The 17,090-nt window shown below is 60.8% G+C and carries 15 protein-coding genes; 6 read left to right on the top strand and 9 right to left on the bottom strand.

Features of this window, described 5'->3' with window-relative positions; genetic code table 11:
• Positions 1-15: 15 nt before the first annotated feature.
• Together AC1965_RS09380 and AC1965_RS09375 are read right to left on the bottom strand one after the other, a co-directional pair.
• Entirely contained in the window at positions 16-513 is a 498-nt protein-coding gene (locus tag AC1965_RS09380; protein ID WP_483883614.1) for a disulfide bond formation protein DsbA, read from the bottom strand.
• Entirely contained in the window at positions 513-1,262 is a 750-nt protein-coding gene (locus AC1965_RS09375; RefSeq protein ID WP_483883613.1) for a DsbA family protein, read from the bottom strand. Before AC1965_RS09375 ends, AC1965_RS09380 begins: the two co-directional genes overlap by 1 nt.
• Before the next feature lie 85 nt (positions 1,263-1,347).
• Between AC1965_RS09375 and AC1965_RS09370 the strand changes: the two genes are divergently transcribed.
• The 5 genes from AC1965_RS09370 (at position 1,348) to AC1965_RS09350 (ending at position 9,232) form a co-directional block, all read left to right on the top strand.
• Entirely contained in the window at positions 1,348-2,490 is a 1,143-nt protein-coding gene (locus AC1965_RS09370) for a pyridoxal phosphate-dependent aminotransferase (RefSeq protein ID WP_483883612.1), read from the top strand.
• Positions 2,491-2,550: 60 nt separating this feature from the next.
• A complete protein-coding gene (locus AC1965_RS09365) occupies positions 2,551-3,765 on the top strand; it encodes an N-acetylmuramoyl-L-alanine amidase (protein ID WP_483883611.1) in 1,215 nt (404 codons plus the stop codon).
• Between the two features lie 131 nt (positions 3,766-3,896).
• The gene (locus AC1965_RS09360; protein WP_483883610.1) at positions 3,897-6,452 is read left to right on the top strand and encodes a penicillin-binding protein 1A; all 2,556 of its coding nucleotides are present in this window, start codon (positions 3,897-3,899) and stop codon (positions 6,450-6,452) included.
• A gap of 140 nt (positions 6,453-6,592) precedes the next feature.
• On the top strand, positions 6,593-7,717 hold the full coding sequence (prfB, locus tag AC1965_RS09355; RefSeq protein ID WP_483883609.1) for a peptide chain release factor 2: 1,125 nt from the start codon (positions 6,593-6,595) through the stop codon (positions 7,715-7,717).
• A gap of 105 nt (positions 7,718-7,822) precedes the next feature.
• Positions 7,823-9,232, top strand: coding sequence for an amidase (locus tag AC1965_RS09350; protein ID WP_483883608.1), 1,410 nt, complete (start codon positions 7,823-7,825; stop codon positions 9,230-9,232).
• Here the strand turns inward: AC1965_RS09350 and AC1965_RS09345 are convergent.
• The 3 genes from AC1965_RS09345 to AC1965_RS09335 all read right to left on the bottom strand — a co-directional run bounded on the left by AC1965_RS09345 (position 9,225) and on the right by AC1965_RS09335 (position 11,557).
• Positions 9,225-9,467: a hypothetical protein gene (locus tag AC1965_RS09345; protein ID WP_483883607.1), complete on the bottom strand. Its 243-nt coding sequence runs from the start codon at positions 9,465-9,467 to the stop codon at positions 9,225-9,227. The two genes, AC1965_RS09350 and AC1965_RS09345, sit on opposite strands and share 8 nt — an antisense overlap.
• A complete protein-coding gene (locus tag AC1965_RS09340) occupies positions 9,464-10,651 on the bottom strand; it encodes an aromatic ring-hydroxylating oxygenase subunit alpha (RefSeq protein WP_483883606.1) in 1,188 nt (395 codons plus the stop codon). Before AC1965_RS09340 ends, AC1965_RS09345 begins: the two co-directional genes overlap by 4 nt.
• A 120-nt stretch (positions 10,652-10,771) precedes the next feature.
• A complete protein-coding gene (locus AC1965_RS09335; protein WP_483883605.1) occupies positions 10,772-11,557 on the bottom strand; it encodes a helix-turn-helix domain-containing protein in 786 nt (261 codons plus the stop codon).
• A 241-nt stretch (positions 11,558-11,798) separates the two neighbouring features.
• Between AC1965_RS09335 and AC1965_RS09330 the strand changes: the two genes are divergently transcribed.
• Positions 11,799-12,158, top strand: a complete 360-nt coding sequence (locus tag AC1965_RS09330) for a hypothetical protein (RefSeq protein ID WP_483883604.1) — start codon at positions 11,799-11,801, stop codon at positions 12,156-12,158.
• Positions 12,159-12,200: 42 nt separating this feature from the next.
• On the opposite strand, the gene ilvN is transcribed toward AC1965_RS09330, so the two are convergent.
• From ilvN to AC1965_RS09310, 4 genes are all read right to left on the bottom strand, one after another.
• Positions 12,201-12,761: an acetolactate synthase small subunit gene (ilvN, locus tag AC1965_RS09325; RefSeq protein WP_483883603.1), complete on the bottom strand. Its 561-nt coding sequence runs from the start codon at positions 12,759-12,761 to the stop codon at positions 12,201-12,203.
• 72 nt (positions 12,762-12,833) lie between these two features.
• A complete protein-coding gene (locus AC1965_RS09320; protein ID WP_483883602.1) occupies positions 12,834-14,585 on the bottom strand; it encodes an acetolactate synthase 3 large subunit in 1,752 nt (583 codons plus the stop codon).
• Between the two features lie 313 nt (positions 14,586-14,898).
• The gene (locus AC1965_RS09315; protein WP_483883601.1) at positions 14,899-15,585 is read right to left on the bottom strand and encodes a response regulator transcription factor; all 687 of its coding nucleotides are present in this window, start codon (positions 15,583-15,585) and stop codon (positions 14,899-14,901) included.
• Entirely contained in the window at positions 15,582-17,009 is a 1,428-nt protein-coding gene (locus AC1965_RS09310; RefSeq protein WP_483883600.1) for a cache domain-containing protein, read from the bottom strand. Before AC1965_RS09310 ends, AC1965_RS09315 begins: the two co-directional genes overlap by 4 nt.
• Positions 17,010-17,090 lie beyond the last annotated feature (81 nt).

Genomic DNA, 17,090 nt, shown 5'->3' with positions numbered 1-17,090 from the left:
TGTGAAACTGACGGGTTATTCAGCGCCCAGATAGCGCAGCAGCACGACGGCGGGCATGTGACCGCGCAGGATCATCTGCGGCAGGACATAGAACGGCGCTTCCTCCATCCCAAGCTCGGCGGCCCAGGCCGCTACGTCGGGGTCATCCAGATCATGAAGGATGAACGACGCGCCGGAAGTATTTGAAATATCGTCAAGTTCTGACTTTGCACGGGCGCAGTCAGGGCAGTTTCTGCGCACCACCAGTGCCAGATCATTGCCCGACAGGATACGGGGCGCAAGGCGGGTCAGCAGGGCCAGATCATCGTCAATGTACTGGCGCATCTCGCCTGCGGCTGGATTATCCTGTGCCAATGCCTGCGCGACAATTTCGGGCGCGGCGAGGATGGCGGCGCGCAGTTCGGTTTCAAACACCTGACGCTCGGCAGTGGTCATCGCGCTGAAATCGGTATCGGCCTGCGCACTGCCCGCGACAAAGATCGCGGACAGGATTGCGCAAAACGGGCGCATCATTAGCCGCGCTTTTCCTCGATCAGCGCCATCATCTGATCGTAGGGCAGGTAGCCGCGCAGCATTTCGTCCTGCATCACGAAGGTTGGCGTGCCGCTGATTTGCAGTTTTTGCGCCAGTTCGCGGGTTTTTGTGATCTCGGCCGTTACTTCTGGCGAGGTCATGCGCGCCTCGATGGCGTCCATGTCCAACTCAAAACTGTCGCCAAGGCGGCGCAGGGTGGCCGCAGAGATGTCACCGTTGAATTCCATCAGGGCATCGTTCAGCAGCCTGTATTTCTCGTCGCCCGCCACCTGTTTGACCGCAACGGCAAAGCGCGAGGCCAGCACAGATTGTTCGCCCAGGATCGGGAATTCTTTGACGATCAGTTTGATATTTCCGTCCGTTTCCAGCAGCTTGGCCACTTCGCTATGGGACTTTTTGCAATAGCCGCAGCGGTAGTCGAGGAATTCGACCAGCACAATGTCACCCTCAGGGTTACCGCCAACCCACGAATAGCCATCGTTGAAAATTTCATCTGCATTGACGGATACCAGATCGAAATCCGCCTGCGCCTGTGCTTCCGCTTCGCGGTTTTGTAGCTGCGCCACCGCTTCCATGATCACCTCTGGGTTCGCCATCAGATAGGCACGCACTTCGGCACCGAATTGGGCGCGCTCGGCCTCTGTCAACTCGGTCAGGTCCATGGCGCCCAGCGGCGCGGCAAGGGCAAGGGTGCTGGCAAAAGCGGGGGCGAGGAGGCGGGCGAACATGGGCAGACCTTTCTTTGGCGGGGTCAAGGGTTGACGCCCGGCATCAGGCGCGGTGAAAGCATATGCCGACAGTAGGAGCAAGCCCATGCGCAATTCAACCCGATCCGCCGTTGATCCCTTTATCGTGATGGACGTCATGCAAGCCGCCAGTGCCGCCGAGGCCGCAGGCCGCCATATCATTCATATGGAGGTCGGCCAGCCCGGCACCGGTGCGCCGAAGGGGGCGGTCAAAGCCTTGGAAAAGGCCATGCAGGACGGGCCACTGGGCTATACCGTGGCGCTGGGGTTGCCCGCCTTGCGCGCCCGGATCGCGCAGATGTATGGCGAATGGTATAACGTCGATCTGGACCCGGCGCGCGTGGTCATCACGCCGGGATCGTCGGGCGGTTTTTTGCTGGCCTTCACCTCACTCTTTGATAGCGGCGACCGTGTGGGCATTGGTGCACCGGGGTATCCTAGCTATCGCCAGATCCTCAGCGCATTGGGCATGCAGCCCGTCGATCTGCCCGCGGCACCTGAAAACCGGTTGCAGCCCGTAGCGGCGGATTTCGCTGGGGCCGATCTGAAGGGTTTGCTGGTCGCATCCCCGGCGAACCCCTCTGGCACCATGTTAGACCGGGCGGCGATGGGTTCACTGACGGAGGCCTGCGCGGCGCAGGAAATGTCGTTCATTTCAGACGAAATTTACCACGGCATCGAATATGACAAAAAGGCGGTCACGGCGCTGGAGCTGACCGATGATTGCTATGTCATCAATTCATTTTCCAAGTATTTTTCCATGACCGGCTGGCGCGTGGGCTGGATGGTGGTGCCCCAAGATCAGGTGCGCGTGGTTGAGCGGATCGCCCAGAACATGTTTATCTGCGCCCCCCACGCCAGCCAGATCGCGGCACTGGCAGCAATGGATTGCGACGATGAATTGCAAGCCAACCTGACCGTCTATCGCCGCAACCGCGATCTGATGATTGAAGGGTTGCCCAAGGCGGGTTTCACCAACATCGCGCCGCCGGACGGGGCGTTTTACATCTATGCCGATGTGTCGAAAGTCACCGACGACAGCCGGGCGCTGGCGGCTGAAATTCTGGACAAGGCCGGCGTTGCGGTCACGCCGGGGCTGGATTTTGACCCGGCGCGGGGTCATCACACGCTGCGGTTTTCCTATGCCCGCAGCACGGCAGATATCGAAGAGGGGCTGGCGCGGTTGCAGAGCTTTATGGCCGCGCGCTGAAACGCTGGTTTGCACCGGGCGCAGATGTTAGAACCTGACAAAACAAGGGCGGGCAGGGTGATGCGGGCAATACTGACAAAACTGGCGGTGATGCTGGTCTGTGCCTTACCGGCGCAGGCGCAGGAATTGACGGCATTGGCGCGCGTCGACGGTGCCACAAGCGGGGTCAGCGACGGCTGGTTTGGCAAAACCAAGCTGACCGTCGCGCTGAGCCAGGGCGTGCCGTTCCGGGTGTTCCTGCTGGACGATCCCGCGCGACTGGTCGTCGATTTTCGCGAGGCCGATTGGGCGGGCGTGCTGCCCGGTGATCTGTTGCCCGAGGCGGGGCGCATTACCGATCTGCGCTTTGGCGCGTTTCAGCCGGGGTGGTCGCGGCTGGTCGCTGATCTGGCCGAACCGATGGTGCCGGGCGAGATTGCCATGCCCGTCGATGCGGCCAGCGGCACGGCGCGCCTGGAGGTCACGCTGAAATCGGTAACGCCAGAGGCGTTTAGTGCGGCAGCGGGTGTCCCTGTCGATCCGGCCTGGACGGCGGCACTGACCAAGCCGCCGGCGCCGCCCAAGATCGACGAAGACCGTTTTCTGGTGGTCCTAGACCCCGGCCACGGCGGTATTGATCCCGGCGCGGAAACCGATGGCGTTGCGGAAAAGGACCTGATGCTGAGCTTTGCACGGGGGCTGCGCGACGTGCTGCGGCGCGGTGGTGTGGATGTGCTGCTGACGCGGGACGATGATATCTTTGTGGCGCTGGAACATCGCGTGGCCATTGCGCATCAGGCCGAGGCCGATCTGTTCATTTCGCTGCATGCCGACATCCTGACCCAAGGGGGGGCCAAGGGGGCCACCGTCTATACCCTGTCAGACGAGGCGAGCGACGAGGCAACGGAACATTTGGCGGCACGGCACAACCGGTCTGACATCATCGCGGGCGCGGATCTGACCGGATCGGATGATCAGGTGGCGGGTATCCTGCTGGATCTGGCGCGTCAGGAAACCGAACCGCGCTCCGAAGCCTTGGCGCGGACATTGGCAGAGGGCATGGCCCAGGCTGGTGGCCCGATGAACCGACATCCGTTGCGACGGGCGGGATTTTCGGTGCTGAAATCGGCGGATATCCCATCGGTTCTGGTCGAGATCGGTTTTCTGAGTTCCAAGCGCGACCTGACCAATCTGCGCGATCCGGTTTGGCGTGCGGTCATGGTGGCCGCGATGGCAGATGCGATCCTGAAGTGGCGCGACCATGACGCCGCTCTTAAACCGTTGATAAGGCAATAAAAGGCCAGACATCCTGCCCGGGAAAACTGGGCGGGTATCCGCCCCGGACTGGCGGGCTTGTGTTTTGACCCCGCCGCGACCTTCCTGTATAGCATCGGACTTGTCTTTGCCCAAAATGGTGGTCCGCACACGTGTTTCGATTTGTCCTGTCTTTCCTGGGGGGTATTTTTACGACCCTGACCATGAGCATCGGCATGGTGGCGCTGACCATCGGCGCGGTTTTCTGGATGTATGGGCGCGATCTGCCCAGCCACGAATCACTGTCGCAATACACGCCACCGACCATTAGCCGGATCTATTCGGGGCAGGGGCGGCTGATTGACGAGTTTGCCAAGGAACGGCGGCTTTTCGCGCCTGCCAACACGATCCCCGATCTGGTGAAACAGGCGTTCATTTCCGCCGAAGACAAAAATTTCTACATCCACGAAGGCTATGACCTGCGCGGCATTGCGGCGGCGGCGATTGACGCGGTCAAATCGCGCGGCAGGGACGTGCGCGGGGCGTCTACGATCACGCAGCAGGTCATGAAAAACTTTCTGCTGTCCGGTGATCGCCGGGCCGAGCGCAAGATCAAGGAGATCATTCTGGCCGCGCGGTTGGAGGATACGCTGTCAAAGGAGCGTATCCTTGAGCTGTATCTGAACGAAATTTTCCTAGGTCAGAACTCCTACGGCGTGGCGGCGGCCAGCCAGACCTATTTCAACAAGACATTGGGCGAACTGACCCCGCATGAAGCCGCGTTTCTGGCGTCGCTGCCCAAGGCTCCGTCGGATTATCATCCGGTCCGCGCCAAGGACCGCTTGATGGCACGGCGCAACTTTGTGCTGCGCGAGATGAAGGAAAACGGCTATATCACCGAGGCCGCCTATGAGAGCGAAGTAGCGCAGCCGCTGCGGTCGGTCCAGAACGGTGATTTTGAGAGCTTTAAGGCCGAATTGCCACCGCGCGATTACTTTACCGATGAAATCCGCCGCCAGCTCAGCGAGAACTTTGGCGAGGGCGAATTCTTTACCGGTGGTCTGACGGTGCGCGCCACCATCGACAATGAAATGCAGCCGATTGCGGCGAATGCACTGCGCCTGCAGCTCGAACAATACGACCGCGGGACAGGTGTCTGGCGCGGCACGAAAAAGACCATTGCCGCAGACAAGCTGGGCAGCGAAGAAAGCTGGCGCGCGGCGCTGGCCGATCTGCGCGTGCCGCGCGACATTGATCTGGAAAACCAGTGGTATCCAGCGGTGGTGCTGGAAGTCGGCGAAAGTGACGCGCGTGTCGGGATCGAAAATGTCGACGAAGATGACGACGGCCACTGGATTCCGGCCAAGGACGTGCAATGGGCGCGCAAGCGGCTCGAAGACGGCAAGCTGGGGCCACAGGCGCGGGTTGCAGGTGATCTGCTGACTGTGGGTGACGTGGTATTGGTGCGCCGGATGACCGAAGACGCCAGCGGTGAGTTTATCCGCTGGACGCTGCGGCAGGTGCCCGAAGTGCAGGGCGGCTTTGTCGCGATGGACGTCGATACCGGCCGGGTGATCGCCATGCAGGGCGGATTTTCCTATCAGGCATCGGTGTTTAACCGCGCCACCCAGGCGCGCCGCCAGCCGGGGTCGAGCTTTAAGCCCTTTGTCTATGCGTCGGCGCTGGACAGTGGCTATAGCCCTGCCACCATCGTTGTCGACGCCCCGATCGAGATCGATACCCCGCAGGGTGTCTGGCGGCCACAGAACGCGTCGCACAAGTTTTACGGGCCGGCACCGCTGCGCACCGGGATCGAGCAGTCGCGCAACCTCATGACGATCCGTCTGGCGCAAGAAGTCGGGATGGATGTGGTCGGCAGCTATGCTGAACGCTTTGGTGTCTACAAAGACCTGTCGCCGGTACTGGCCAACGCACTTGGCAGTCAGGAAACCACGCTATACCAGATGGTGTCGGCCTATGCGATGTTTGCCAATGGCGGCGAACGGGTGCAGCCGACGCTGGTGGACCGCGTGCAGGACCGTTACGGCCGCACGGTCTATCAACATGACGAGCGTCAGTGCTACGATTGCAAAGACGTGAACCTTGAACCGGGTGTCGCGCCGCGGGTGATTTCCAACCGGGAACGGGTGATGGACCCGGTGACGGCCTATCAGCTTACCTCGATGATGCGCGGCGTGGTCGAACGGGGCACAGCGCGTGGGGCGATCAACCTGCCAGTGCCAATCGCGGGCAAAACCGGGACCACGAACGACGAAAAAGATGCGTGGTTCGTCGGCTTTTCGTCCAACATCGTGGCGGGCTGTTATATCGGCTACGACACGCCGCGCCCGATGGGCCGGGGTGCCGGTGGCGGACGGCTTTGTGCGCCGGTGTTCCAGCGGTTCATGGCTCAAGCGATCAAAAAATACGGCGGTGGCGAATTCAAGGTGCCGGAGCAGTGTCGTTTCATAAAGATCGACCGTTTCAGCGGCGCGCGCCTGAGCGATGGCGCATCGGGGGGCAATGTGGTGTCAGAATGTTTCCGCGACGGCGAAGAGCCGATTTTCGGCATCTCCTTTGACGGCGGTTTTGCCATGGGCGCTGATCTGCCGCTGGTCGAGGAACTGGGCCAGCAGCAGGGGCGACAGGTCACGACATCGACGGGCAAGAAGGCGACCGTGGGGCCGAAGGCGAGCTTTGGCACGCTCAGCTCCGGCGGGCTTTATTAACAGGCAGCGGGGGCTTGGGGGTGAAACCCCACCTTACGGGCGCGGGGGTGGCAGCCACCCTTGCCGACCGTTCCGGGCTGGTCTATCTCTCATGCGGCCCCGATGTGCGGGGCCGCAAAACATATTAAGGGCAGGCATAGATGCGCGCAGAGGCACAGAACACGGCAGACCAGATCAACAAATCGCTGGACTTGCTGGCGCAGCGTTTGAACGTGGAGACCGCCCCCTACCGGCTGGAAGAGTTTAACGCCCGTGTCGAAGACCCGACCCTATGGGACAATCCCGAAGCGGCGCAGAAGCTGATGCGCGACCGGCAGATGCTGGTCGATGCGATGGCGGTGCATGACAATATCAAGCAGGAGTTGGCCGACAATCTGGAACTGATCGAGATGGGCGAGATGGAAGGCGACGAGGAGGTCATCAGCGAGGCCGAAGCCGCGCTGAAGGCCCTGGCCGTAACCGCGGCCCAGAAAGAGCTGGAAGCGCTGCTGGACGGCGAGGCCGATGGCAACGACAGTTTCCTTGAGATCAACTCGGGGGCCGGGGGCACCGAAAGCTGCGACTGGGCCAGCATGTTGGCGCGGATGTATGTGCGTTGGGCCGAAAAGAAGGGCTATAAGGTCGAGCTTCAGGCCGAGAGCGCGGGTGAAGAGGCGGGGATCAAATCCGCCACCTACAAGATCAGCGGCCACAACGCTTATGGCTGGCTGAAGTCCGAAAGCGGCGTGCACCGGTTGGTGCGCATTTCGCCCTTTGACAGCGCGGCCAAGCGGCATACGTCCTTCACATCGGTCAAGGTGTATCCGGTGGTGGACGACAATATCGAGATCGAGGTGAATCAATCCGATATCCGCATCGACACCTATCGGTCGTCCGGTGCGGGCGGACAGCACGTGAACACCACCGATTCCGCCGTGCGCATCACCCACCATCCCACCGGGATCGTTGTCACCAGCTCGGAAAAGTCGCAGCACCAGAACCGGGATATTGCCATGAAGGCGCTGAAATCGCGGCTGTATCAGATGGAATTGGACAAACGCTCGGCGCTGGTCAACGAAGTGCATGAGAATGCAGGTGACGCGGGCTGGGGCAACCAGATCCGGTCGTATGTGTTGCAGCCCTATCAGATGGTCAAGGACCTGCGCACCAACTACGAGACATCGGACACCAAGGGTGTGCTGGATGGTGATCTGGACGGGTTGATGGGGGCGACGCTGGCGCTGGCGGTATCGGGCAAAAGCCGGTCGGAAGCGCAGGGGAACTAGCGTTTGGGGGCCTGCCCCCCAAGCCCACGGCTTTTAATTTTGGGGGGCCAGCCCCCCAAACCCCCCGAGGGTATTTTTGACTCAAAAAAGTCGGGAGAACTGCGCATGGAGTTTCTGGAGTGGGATGCGCTGGCGTTGTCGACGGCCTTGGCGGCGCGGGAGCTGTCTGCGGTTGAGGTGATGCGGGCGACGTTGGACCGGATTGCTGCGGTGAACGGATCTGTGAACGCCGTGGTGTCGCTGCGTGATGCTGATGATCTGCTGGCCGAAGCCGCGGCGGCGGATGCAGGGCCGCGCAAGGGGTGGTTGCATGGGATACCCATGGCGATCAAGGATCTGGCGGATGCGGCGGGATTGCCGACCTCGCAGGGATCGCCATTGTTTGCTGGGCAGATCGCCACGCGGGACGAGCCCATTGTGGCGCGGATGCGGGCGGCGGGTGCCTTGATCATCGGCAAGACCAACACGCCGGAATTTGGCTTGGGCAGCCACACATTCAACCCGGTGCATGGCGCGACCTGCAACCCCTATGACAGAACCAAATCGGCGGGCGGGTCTTCGGGCGGGGCGGCGGCGGCGTTGGCTTCGCGGATGGTTTGTGTGGCCGATGGCTCTGACATGATGGGATCGCTGCGCAATCCTGCAGGGTGGAACAATGTCTATGGAATGCGGCCCAGTTGGGGCGATGTGCCGGGCGGGTCGGAGGGCGAGATGTTTTTGCATCAGTTGTCCACTGCGGGGCCGATGGCGCGCAGCCCGCGTGATCTGGCCGCGTTGCTGGATGTGATGACCGGGGCGGACCCACGCCATCCCCATGGCAACAATCCCGCCGATACGTTGCCGCAGTTGGATCTGCCGCTGCCGCGTCAGCGGATTGGCTGGCTTGGCGATTGGGGCGGGGCCTTGCCCTATGAGGCGGGCATTGCCGCGTTGTCAGAGGCGGCGCTTGCGCAGATGGCAGGTCTGGGCCACCGGGTGTCCAGCATCGCACCCCCCTTTGATGCAGATGCGATGTGGGATAGCTGGATCACCCTGCGGTCTTTTGCCGTTGCCGCGTCCTTGGGGGCGACCCATGACGACCCGGCGCGGCGCGATGCGTTGAAACCTGCGGCGATCTGGGAAGTGGAACGCGGGCAGGGATTTTCGGGACAGGATATCCAACGTGCCAGCCTGCAACGATCGGACTGGTTTCGCGCCGCGCATGCGTTGTTTGACAAGGTGGATGTGCTGGTATTGCCCTCGGCGCAGCTGTGGCCGTTTGACGTGATGCAGGTGCATCCGGGCGAAATTTCTGGTGTGACGATGGATACCTATCACCGCTGGATGCAGGTGGTGGTGCCGGCGAGTCTGATTGGTCTACCGGTCGTTAATGTGCCCGCCGGGTTTGGGGCTGCTGGCCTGCCGGGGGGGCTACAGTTGATCGGCCCGCGTGGCAGTGACGCCCGGCTGTTGCAACTGGCCGAGGACTGGCACGGCGCCACCGCATATCCCCAGCGGCAACCGCCCGTTATCTGAGCGGCGGTATCGGCGCGGTCAGCGGGCTTTCACGGCCCATCGCAATCAGCCGCTGGCGCAGGGCCGGGGCGGTGGTGTCGCCGGTCTCAAGCGCGAAGACATGGGCGTGAGTTAAGTAAAAGGCGGCGGCATCCGGTGTCGCGGCATCTTTTGCCGCCTGAGCGTATAGCCGCACCAGCGCCGCACCGTCGCCCGCCGCATGGGCCGCCAGCAGCGCCGCGTCGAGGGTTTTCATTCCGCCGCCTGTCGGCCTGTGCCACGGTACGTTTCCATCTGGCGTGCGATCCAATCGTGAAACAGATGGGTTGGCCCGTCCATCGCCGGAGAGAACCGCCCACCGTCAAACCCCGGCGCGTGACGGCCGCGCTGCATGCCTTCGACGACAAAGATGTCTTCTTCGAACACCTCTTTCCATTGGGCGGTGTTGCGCGCGCGCAGGGCGGGGTCTGTGTTGGGGTCCGCATAGTAGAAATGCACGTGTTCCACCGTCCGGTCCAATCCTTGCGGGACCAGCACGATGGCGAATGTATGGTCGCGGTGGACCCCCAGCAGCACATTGGGAAAAGCGGTGATATATTCCGCCGCCGTGTCCCATTTATCTGAAATTCCTGTGAAATCCGGGAATTTCTGACCATCGTCGCCGGTCAGTTGGCGGTAGACCAAGGTGCCTTGGCCGGAGTATTGGCCGGGGTTTTCGATGTGGTAGTGATCTTCGAGCCGGGAGTAGCTGTTGAGGCCGGGGTGGACCCAGGGCAGGTGGTAGCTTTCGCAGTAGTTTTCCACCGCGAGTTTCCAGTTGCACCCGACCTCAAGTGAAAAGCGGCTGTCGGCCCCGCCGTGGTGCAGGGGGCGGTCAAATTCGGCCCAGCGGGCGATCAGATCGGCATTCACCACCGCAAAGGGCGCTGCGGTGCCAGAGATGTTGACATAAACGACGTCCATCCAGATGTGACTGCGTACCTCGATCAGCCCTAATGTAGCGCGGTCGATGCCTTCGTGGGTGTTCTGCCCCGGACCGCCGACATGCGGGGTGCTGACAAGGCGGCCATCGGTGGCATAGCACCAACTGTGATAGGGACAGCGGATGGCGCCTTCGATCCGGCGCGGGGCGTCGACCAGGATCATGCCCCGGTGACGGCAGATGTTCTGAAACACGCGCACCTGTCCGTCACGGTCGCGCAGCATCAAGAGCGGCGCGCCGAGAAAGGTCACGGGCCGCGCATCGCCAATGTCGGGCACATCGGCGCCGACGCCCAGGCCAGCCCAATTGTCGAACAGCACCGCGCGGCGTTCCTCATCATAGGTGGCGGGATCAGTGTAATGCGCGTTGGGCAATCCGTTGGCCTGCGCAACAGGGCGGCGGACGCGGGTTAGATCGGTGGCGAGATCGGGGCCCAGATCGGGGGGTGTGTGATCCATGCTGCTGCTCCTGACGATGTGGTCAGCTTAGCAGGGACAGGTCTAGCGCGGCTGGGCCGTCAGCGACGTGTTTTTATCGCCGCCGACATCTGACAACTAGCGCGCGCGCGGACGGGCGGACTAGACAAAAGGATCGTCGGGGCGCAGCAGGCGTCGGTGAAACGGCAGCAGGTCCGCAGCGTTGGAAAAGCCACAGGCACGGGCGGCGGGCAGGGCGGTTTTCATACCATGCCCGAGGTATTCATAGACCAGCCGTGTGGCGCGCATCCCACCTGCCGATTCAGGCACTGTGCGGGTGACATAGCCCACCCAGAAGTTGTTTTCGAACGAGGCCACGCGGCTGAGGTAATTGAACGAGCAGGTCATGGTGTTGTGCCGTGACGCGATGATGGCGATGCCGTCTTCTTGCTGGGTCACAATACCGCGGAATTCGCGCGCGCGTGCGGTGGTGGGCAGATTCTGTATCTTCATCGCCTGGATGTTTTCATATCCGCGAAGATAGGTATTTTCGCCGTCGCGGTGCACCCGGACCAGCCCGGTAACGAAAACGTCGTGAGTGACGAAAGACCGGCGTGAAAATCGGAAAAACCCATTGGGGAAAAGGCTTGCGGGCACATTGCGCGCGCCGGCGCCGACAAAATCACCCAGAAACGGGTTGTTGATCGGATCCTGTGTCAGGGCAATCTGATCAACGGGTTCCAGCAGAACACGGGCGTCGACGTCAAAGAACGCGCACATCCGGGCCAGCACATCGGGCCGCGGAAAGCTTTCGCCCGAGAGGTACCTGTTAAACTGCGTGCGGTTGATGCCCAACTGGCGCGACAATTCAGAGATTGACGCATAGTCTTCGGCCAATCGGCGCAGATTTGCGCCAAACATGCTGCGCAATTCAGCGGGAGAACGCATCGGTTGGGCCATGGTGTGCCTCACAAACAGTTAAACCGCCGGCGCAGGGCCGACAGATCGCAAAGGGGTGGCGCATCATGGGGTTTGGTGACGCTAAAATGCGTCAGGGGTGATGCTAATTTGTATTTGACCCTAAGCAAATCGACACAAATTGCAAGCTTACGTTGCAGAATTTCCGGTGCCTCACACCCCTGCATTGTTGCAGGATACCTAAAGATTACACAATAACGGGTGGATCTTAATGATTGGTGTGGTTCTCTGGTGTGACGAAGGTGCTGATAAAGCGGTTTTTTGGTGTGAAGATCAGGGTGATCTAGCCTACTACGAGAGATCGTCCCATGCGGACGCGCCGGCGGTGAAACTAGAGGCCGGGGATATGGTGCAGTTTGATGTCAATCAGGAACGCCGCATGCGTAGGGCGTATAATCTGCGTCTGCTGCAAGAGAGCGCGGCCAAGGAATTGCCCGCTGCACTGCGTAACCGAACAGTCGGCCCGAGCTACCCGAGTGCCCCCAACCAAAGCGCGCAGATCATCCCCTTTGCCCCACGGATCGAACCGGCGCCACGGATGGGCAACGCACAGCACGCGGGCAAGGGGTGAGCAGCCCCGGCAACAGTCGCAACCGGGGTAATTGTTATTAGATCATTCGCCGCGTGACAGGGCGGCAACCCCGGTACGGGCCACTTCGGCCAGACCCAAGGGGCGCATCAGATCGGCAAAGGCGTCGATCTTTTCCGGCGCGCCGGTGATCTCGAACACAAAACTTTCTAGCGTGCTGTCGACAACATTGGCACGGAAAATATCGGCAAGCCGCAGCGCCTCGACGCGGTGATCGCCCTTGCCGATTACCTTGAACATCGCCAACTCACGCTCCACGCTGGCACCTTCAACGGTGAGGTCATGCACGTCGTGCACGGTCACGATGCGGCCCAGTTGTGCCTTGATCTGTTCAATGACCTGCGGCGTGCCAGAGGTGACGATGGTGATGCGCGACAGATGCCCGGTGTGGTCCACTTCGGCCACTGTCAGGCTGTCGATGTTATAGCCGCGCCCGGCAAAAAGCCCGATCACCCGCGCCAGCACGCCGGGTTCGTTTTCGACCAGAACGGCAAGGGTGTGGCGTTCAATCACGTCCGAAAAGTTGGGCCGTAGGTTATAGGCGGAGTGCGAGGTGGCACCTTTTTTGAGTTTTAGGGCTGACATGTTGTTGTCCTCTTTATCTTGCTAACGGGATTTTTTGAAAATCCCGGTCCGTTTTCTTTAAAAGAAAACGGATCACACCATTACGGAACCTTTGGCATCAATAACGCCTTGGGTATCCGCGCCCCCCAGCAGCATTTCATTATGCGCCTTGCCCGACGGTATCATCGGGAAACAGTTTTCATGCTTTTCCACCAGACAGTCAAAGATCACCGGACCGTCGTGGTTGATCATCTCCATGATCGCGTCGTCCAGATCGTCGGGGTCGGAGCAGATGATGCCCTTTGCGCCAAAGGCCTCGGCCAGTTTCACAAAGTCGGGCAGGGATTCAGACCATGATTGCGAATAGCGTTCGCCGTGCAGCAGTTCCTGCCACTGGCGTACCATGCCAAGGCGTTCGTTGTTCAGGATGAATTGTTTTACCGGCAGGCCATACTGCATCGCGGTGCCCATTTCCTGCATGTTCATCATCCAAGACGCTTCGCCCGCCACGTTGATCACCAGTGCGTCTGGATGTGCCATCTGCACACCAATAGAGGCCGGAAAGCCATAGCCCATGGTGCCAAGCCCGCCCGAAGTCATCCAGCGGTTGGGGTCTTCGAAATTCAGGTATTGCGCGGCCCACATCTGGTGCTGGCCAACCTCGGTGGTGATGTAGCGGTCATGATCCTTGGTCAGCGCCTCAAGCCGCGACAGGGCGTATTGCGGTTTGATGATCTTGCCGGCCTGCTTGAACTTCAGGCAATCGACAGCGCGCCATTCGTCGATCTGTTTCCACCATTTCGCCACGGCTTCGGAGTTGGTCTTGCGACCGCGGGCCTTCCAGATCTTGAGCATGTCTTCGAGTACATGCGCCACGTCACCCACAATCGGAATGTCGATGCGGATCACCTTGTTGATCGACGAGGGATCAATGTCGATATGCGCCTTGATGGACTTCGGGCTGAAGCTGTCGATCACCCCGGTTATACGGTCATCAAACCGCGCGCCGATGTTGATCATCAGGTCGCAGCCGTGCATCGCCATATTCGCCTCGTAAAGGCCGTGCATGCCCAGCATCCCCAGCCAGTTGTTACCCGAGGCCGGATAGGCACCAAGGCCCATAAGCGTCGAGGTGATGGGAAAGCCTGTGGCCTCCACCAATTCGCGCAACAGCTGACTTGCCGCCGGGCCAGAGTTGATCACCCCGCCGCCAGTGTAGAACACAGGGCGCTTGGCCTTTTCCAGAGCGGCCACCAATTCGGTGATCTCTTCCAAATCGCCCTTGACCTGGGGTTGGTAATGCGAGGTCGAGGGTTTGGGCGGCGTGTAGGTGCCGGTGGCAAACTGCACGTCCTTGGGGATGTCCACGAGCACCGGGCCGGGGCGGCCATGGGTGGCAACATGAAAGGCCTCGTGCAGCACGCCGGCGAGCTTGTCAGTCTCTTTTACCAGCCAATTGTGTTTGGTGCAGGGGCGCGTGATGCCCACGGTGTCAGATTCCTGAAAGGCGTCTGACCCGATCATAAAGGTCGGCACCTGGCCCGTCAGCACGATGATCGGAATGGAATCGAGCAAGGCATCGGTCAGCCCGGTTACGGCGTTGGTGGCGCCGGGGCCGGATGTCACCAGAACCACACCGGGTTTACCGGTCGAGCGCGCATAGCCTTCGGCGGCGTGCACGGCACCTTGTTCGTGGCGCACAAGCACGTGCTTGATCGAGTTTTGCTGAAACACCTCGTCGTAAATCGGTAGGACCGCACCACCAGGATATCCAAAGATGGTGTCCACACCCTGGTCAATCAGGGCTTGGACGATCATTTTCGCTCCGGTCATCTGGCGTTTCATTGTGCTTGCTCCGTAAGGCATCTGATATTTGCGTTTGGCATAAAAAAACCCCCGGTTGTGACGGGGGCGCATGGGAAAGAGTATGGTTAACCGTTACCGGCCCATGCGCGTGTGTCCAATAATGACGACTAGGGTTGTCATGTTCCGGGCTCCTTTAGCGTGGCGTGAGATTATGAGCGGGGGAAAGGGGCGTCAACAGGCAAATCGCATAAATTTATGTCGCAGGGGTGAAAAATTTTGACATTTTATTGCGCGAAGTGGGTTTACAGGGATGTTTTGCTAAAATCTGGCGGAAATTGATCGGACCAGATGGTCACAGCTTCACGCCGGTGCCCTGCAACACACCGTGTTCCATCGCATAGCGTGTCAGCCCGGCAGTGCTGGAAATGCCCAGTTTGCGTTTGATGTTCTTGCGGTGGGTCTCGACCGTGCGCACGGAAATATCCAGTGATCCGGCCACGTCCTTGTTGGATTTGCCCTGTGCCAGTTGCAACAGGATCGTCTGTTCGCGGTCGGTTAGCGCCTCGCGCGCTGCGTTCCGTTCTGGGGCGATTGACCCTTGTGCCCCGGTACACAGATAGCGCGCGCCGCCCATGACAACATCAATCGCCTTTTTGATTTCGTCGGTAGGCACGTCTTTCAGGATATAGCCCATCGCGCCGTGGCGCAGGGCGGTGGCGATGTATTCAGGATTGTCGTGCATCGACAGGACCACGATGCGGGTATCGGGGCGGCGTTCGAGCACGATCTCGGTGGCCGACAATCCGCCAAGATCGGGCATATTGAGATCCATCAGGATAACATCGGGGGCCAGCGCTTCGAATTGGTCGACCACCGCGCGGCCAGTATGCAGCGTCGCGATGACCTCGATATCATCATAGCTTTCGAGAATTGACTGAATACCTTCGGCAACCATCGGGTGATCATCTGCGATCAGCACGCGGGTCGGACGCGACACGGCATCGGCGGGCAGGGGCGCTGTGCGGGGTGGGATGGTCATTCGGCAGCGGCCTTTTCTTTGGGCATCGACCCGGATTCAGGGGTCAACAAGTGGGTCAGGGGCACGGTGGCCTCGATTGTGGTGCCGCCGTCGGGGGTGGCAGAAATTTTCAGTGTGCCGCCAAGCTGGTCCATACGTTCTTGCATGTTGCGCAGGCCCAGACCGGGGGCTTTGGCGGGCTGACCGGGGCGCAGACCGCGGCCATTGTCGCTGATCCGCAGGGTGCCGCCACGGCGGTGGCCGCGCAGGTCGATGCGCACAACACTGGCTGCGGCATGGCGTTCTATATTGGTCAGCGCCTCTTGTGCGATGCGGTAAAGCGCAATCTTGGCGTCATTGTCCAGCCGGTTACGAAACACCACAGTTTCAAATTGGCAGGTGATGCCGGTGCGGGCCTCGAAATCTTCGGCCAAGGTCTTGATCGCGGGGCCAAGGCCCAGATCGTCCAGCACACCGGGGCGCAGATCACGGCTGATGCGGCGGACTTCGGAAATGGCATCGCCCAGCGTCGCGATGCCCTTGCCCAGTGGTTCAGCGGCGCTGCCGTCGCCCCGGTCCAACCGCCGCCGCGCGCTATCAAGCGCATAGCGCACACCGACGAGGATCTGGCTGATGCCATCGTGCAATTCGCGCGCCACGCGGCCGCGTTCCTCTTCTTGCGCGTCAAACACACGTTGCGTCAGCCGCTTAAGCTTGGCATCCGCGAGCCGCCGTTCGCGCAGGTTGATCAGCATACCGGTGGCAAAGACCGAAAACAGCGCCACGAGCGTAATCGCCACGATATAGACAAATGTACGCTGCACGCGCGCTTCGACATCGGCGCGCGCGGTGGCGACCGAGGCCAGCACGTCGTCGATAAACACACCCGTACCCACGGCCCACCGCCAGGACGGGAACGATGTGACATAGGTAATCATGCGCGCATCTTCCCCGGTGCTGGGTTTTGGCCACATATAGGTGTGATAGCCCGCACCCGACCGTGCGATGCGGATCAACTCGTCGACAACTGGGGTGGCTTCGCTGTCGGTCTGCCCCGACCAGTTAAAGTTGATGCGGTCGGTCTGGCGCGGACTGACCAGCGCGTTGCCGTCGTAATCATAGACAAAGAACTGCCCGTCCTCGCCATAGATCATCGCCGACAGGATCTGTGCCACCTGCCGCTTGGCCGCATCATCGTCGGGCGCGGCGGAACCGTAGATGAAATAGAACCCGTTGCGTGCCTGCGTGACGTAATTGCGCAGCTCGTCTTTCTTGGCCTCGATCAACTGGGTTTCAAGCGTGCGGATCTCTCGCTCTGCCAAGGCGCGGGCCTGCATCGCTACCAGCACCGCAATCGCGGCAACCGCCACCACCAAGGGGACCGAGGCCAGAAGCGTAAGCTTTTGGGCATAGCTGAACGAGAAAAGGGTAAGCAGACGGCGCATGACGCGAATCGATACGCCGAATCCGCCGCGAATCAAAGCCCCGAGCGGGCGCAGGATGCACTATCAGCTGATTCGTTTTCC

The sequence above is a fragment of the Sulfitobacter sp. KMM 9851 genome (assembly GCF_057178245.1).
This window is presented reverse-complemented; position numbering and strand designations above follow the sequence as displayed.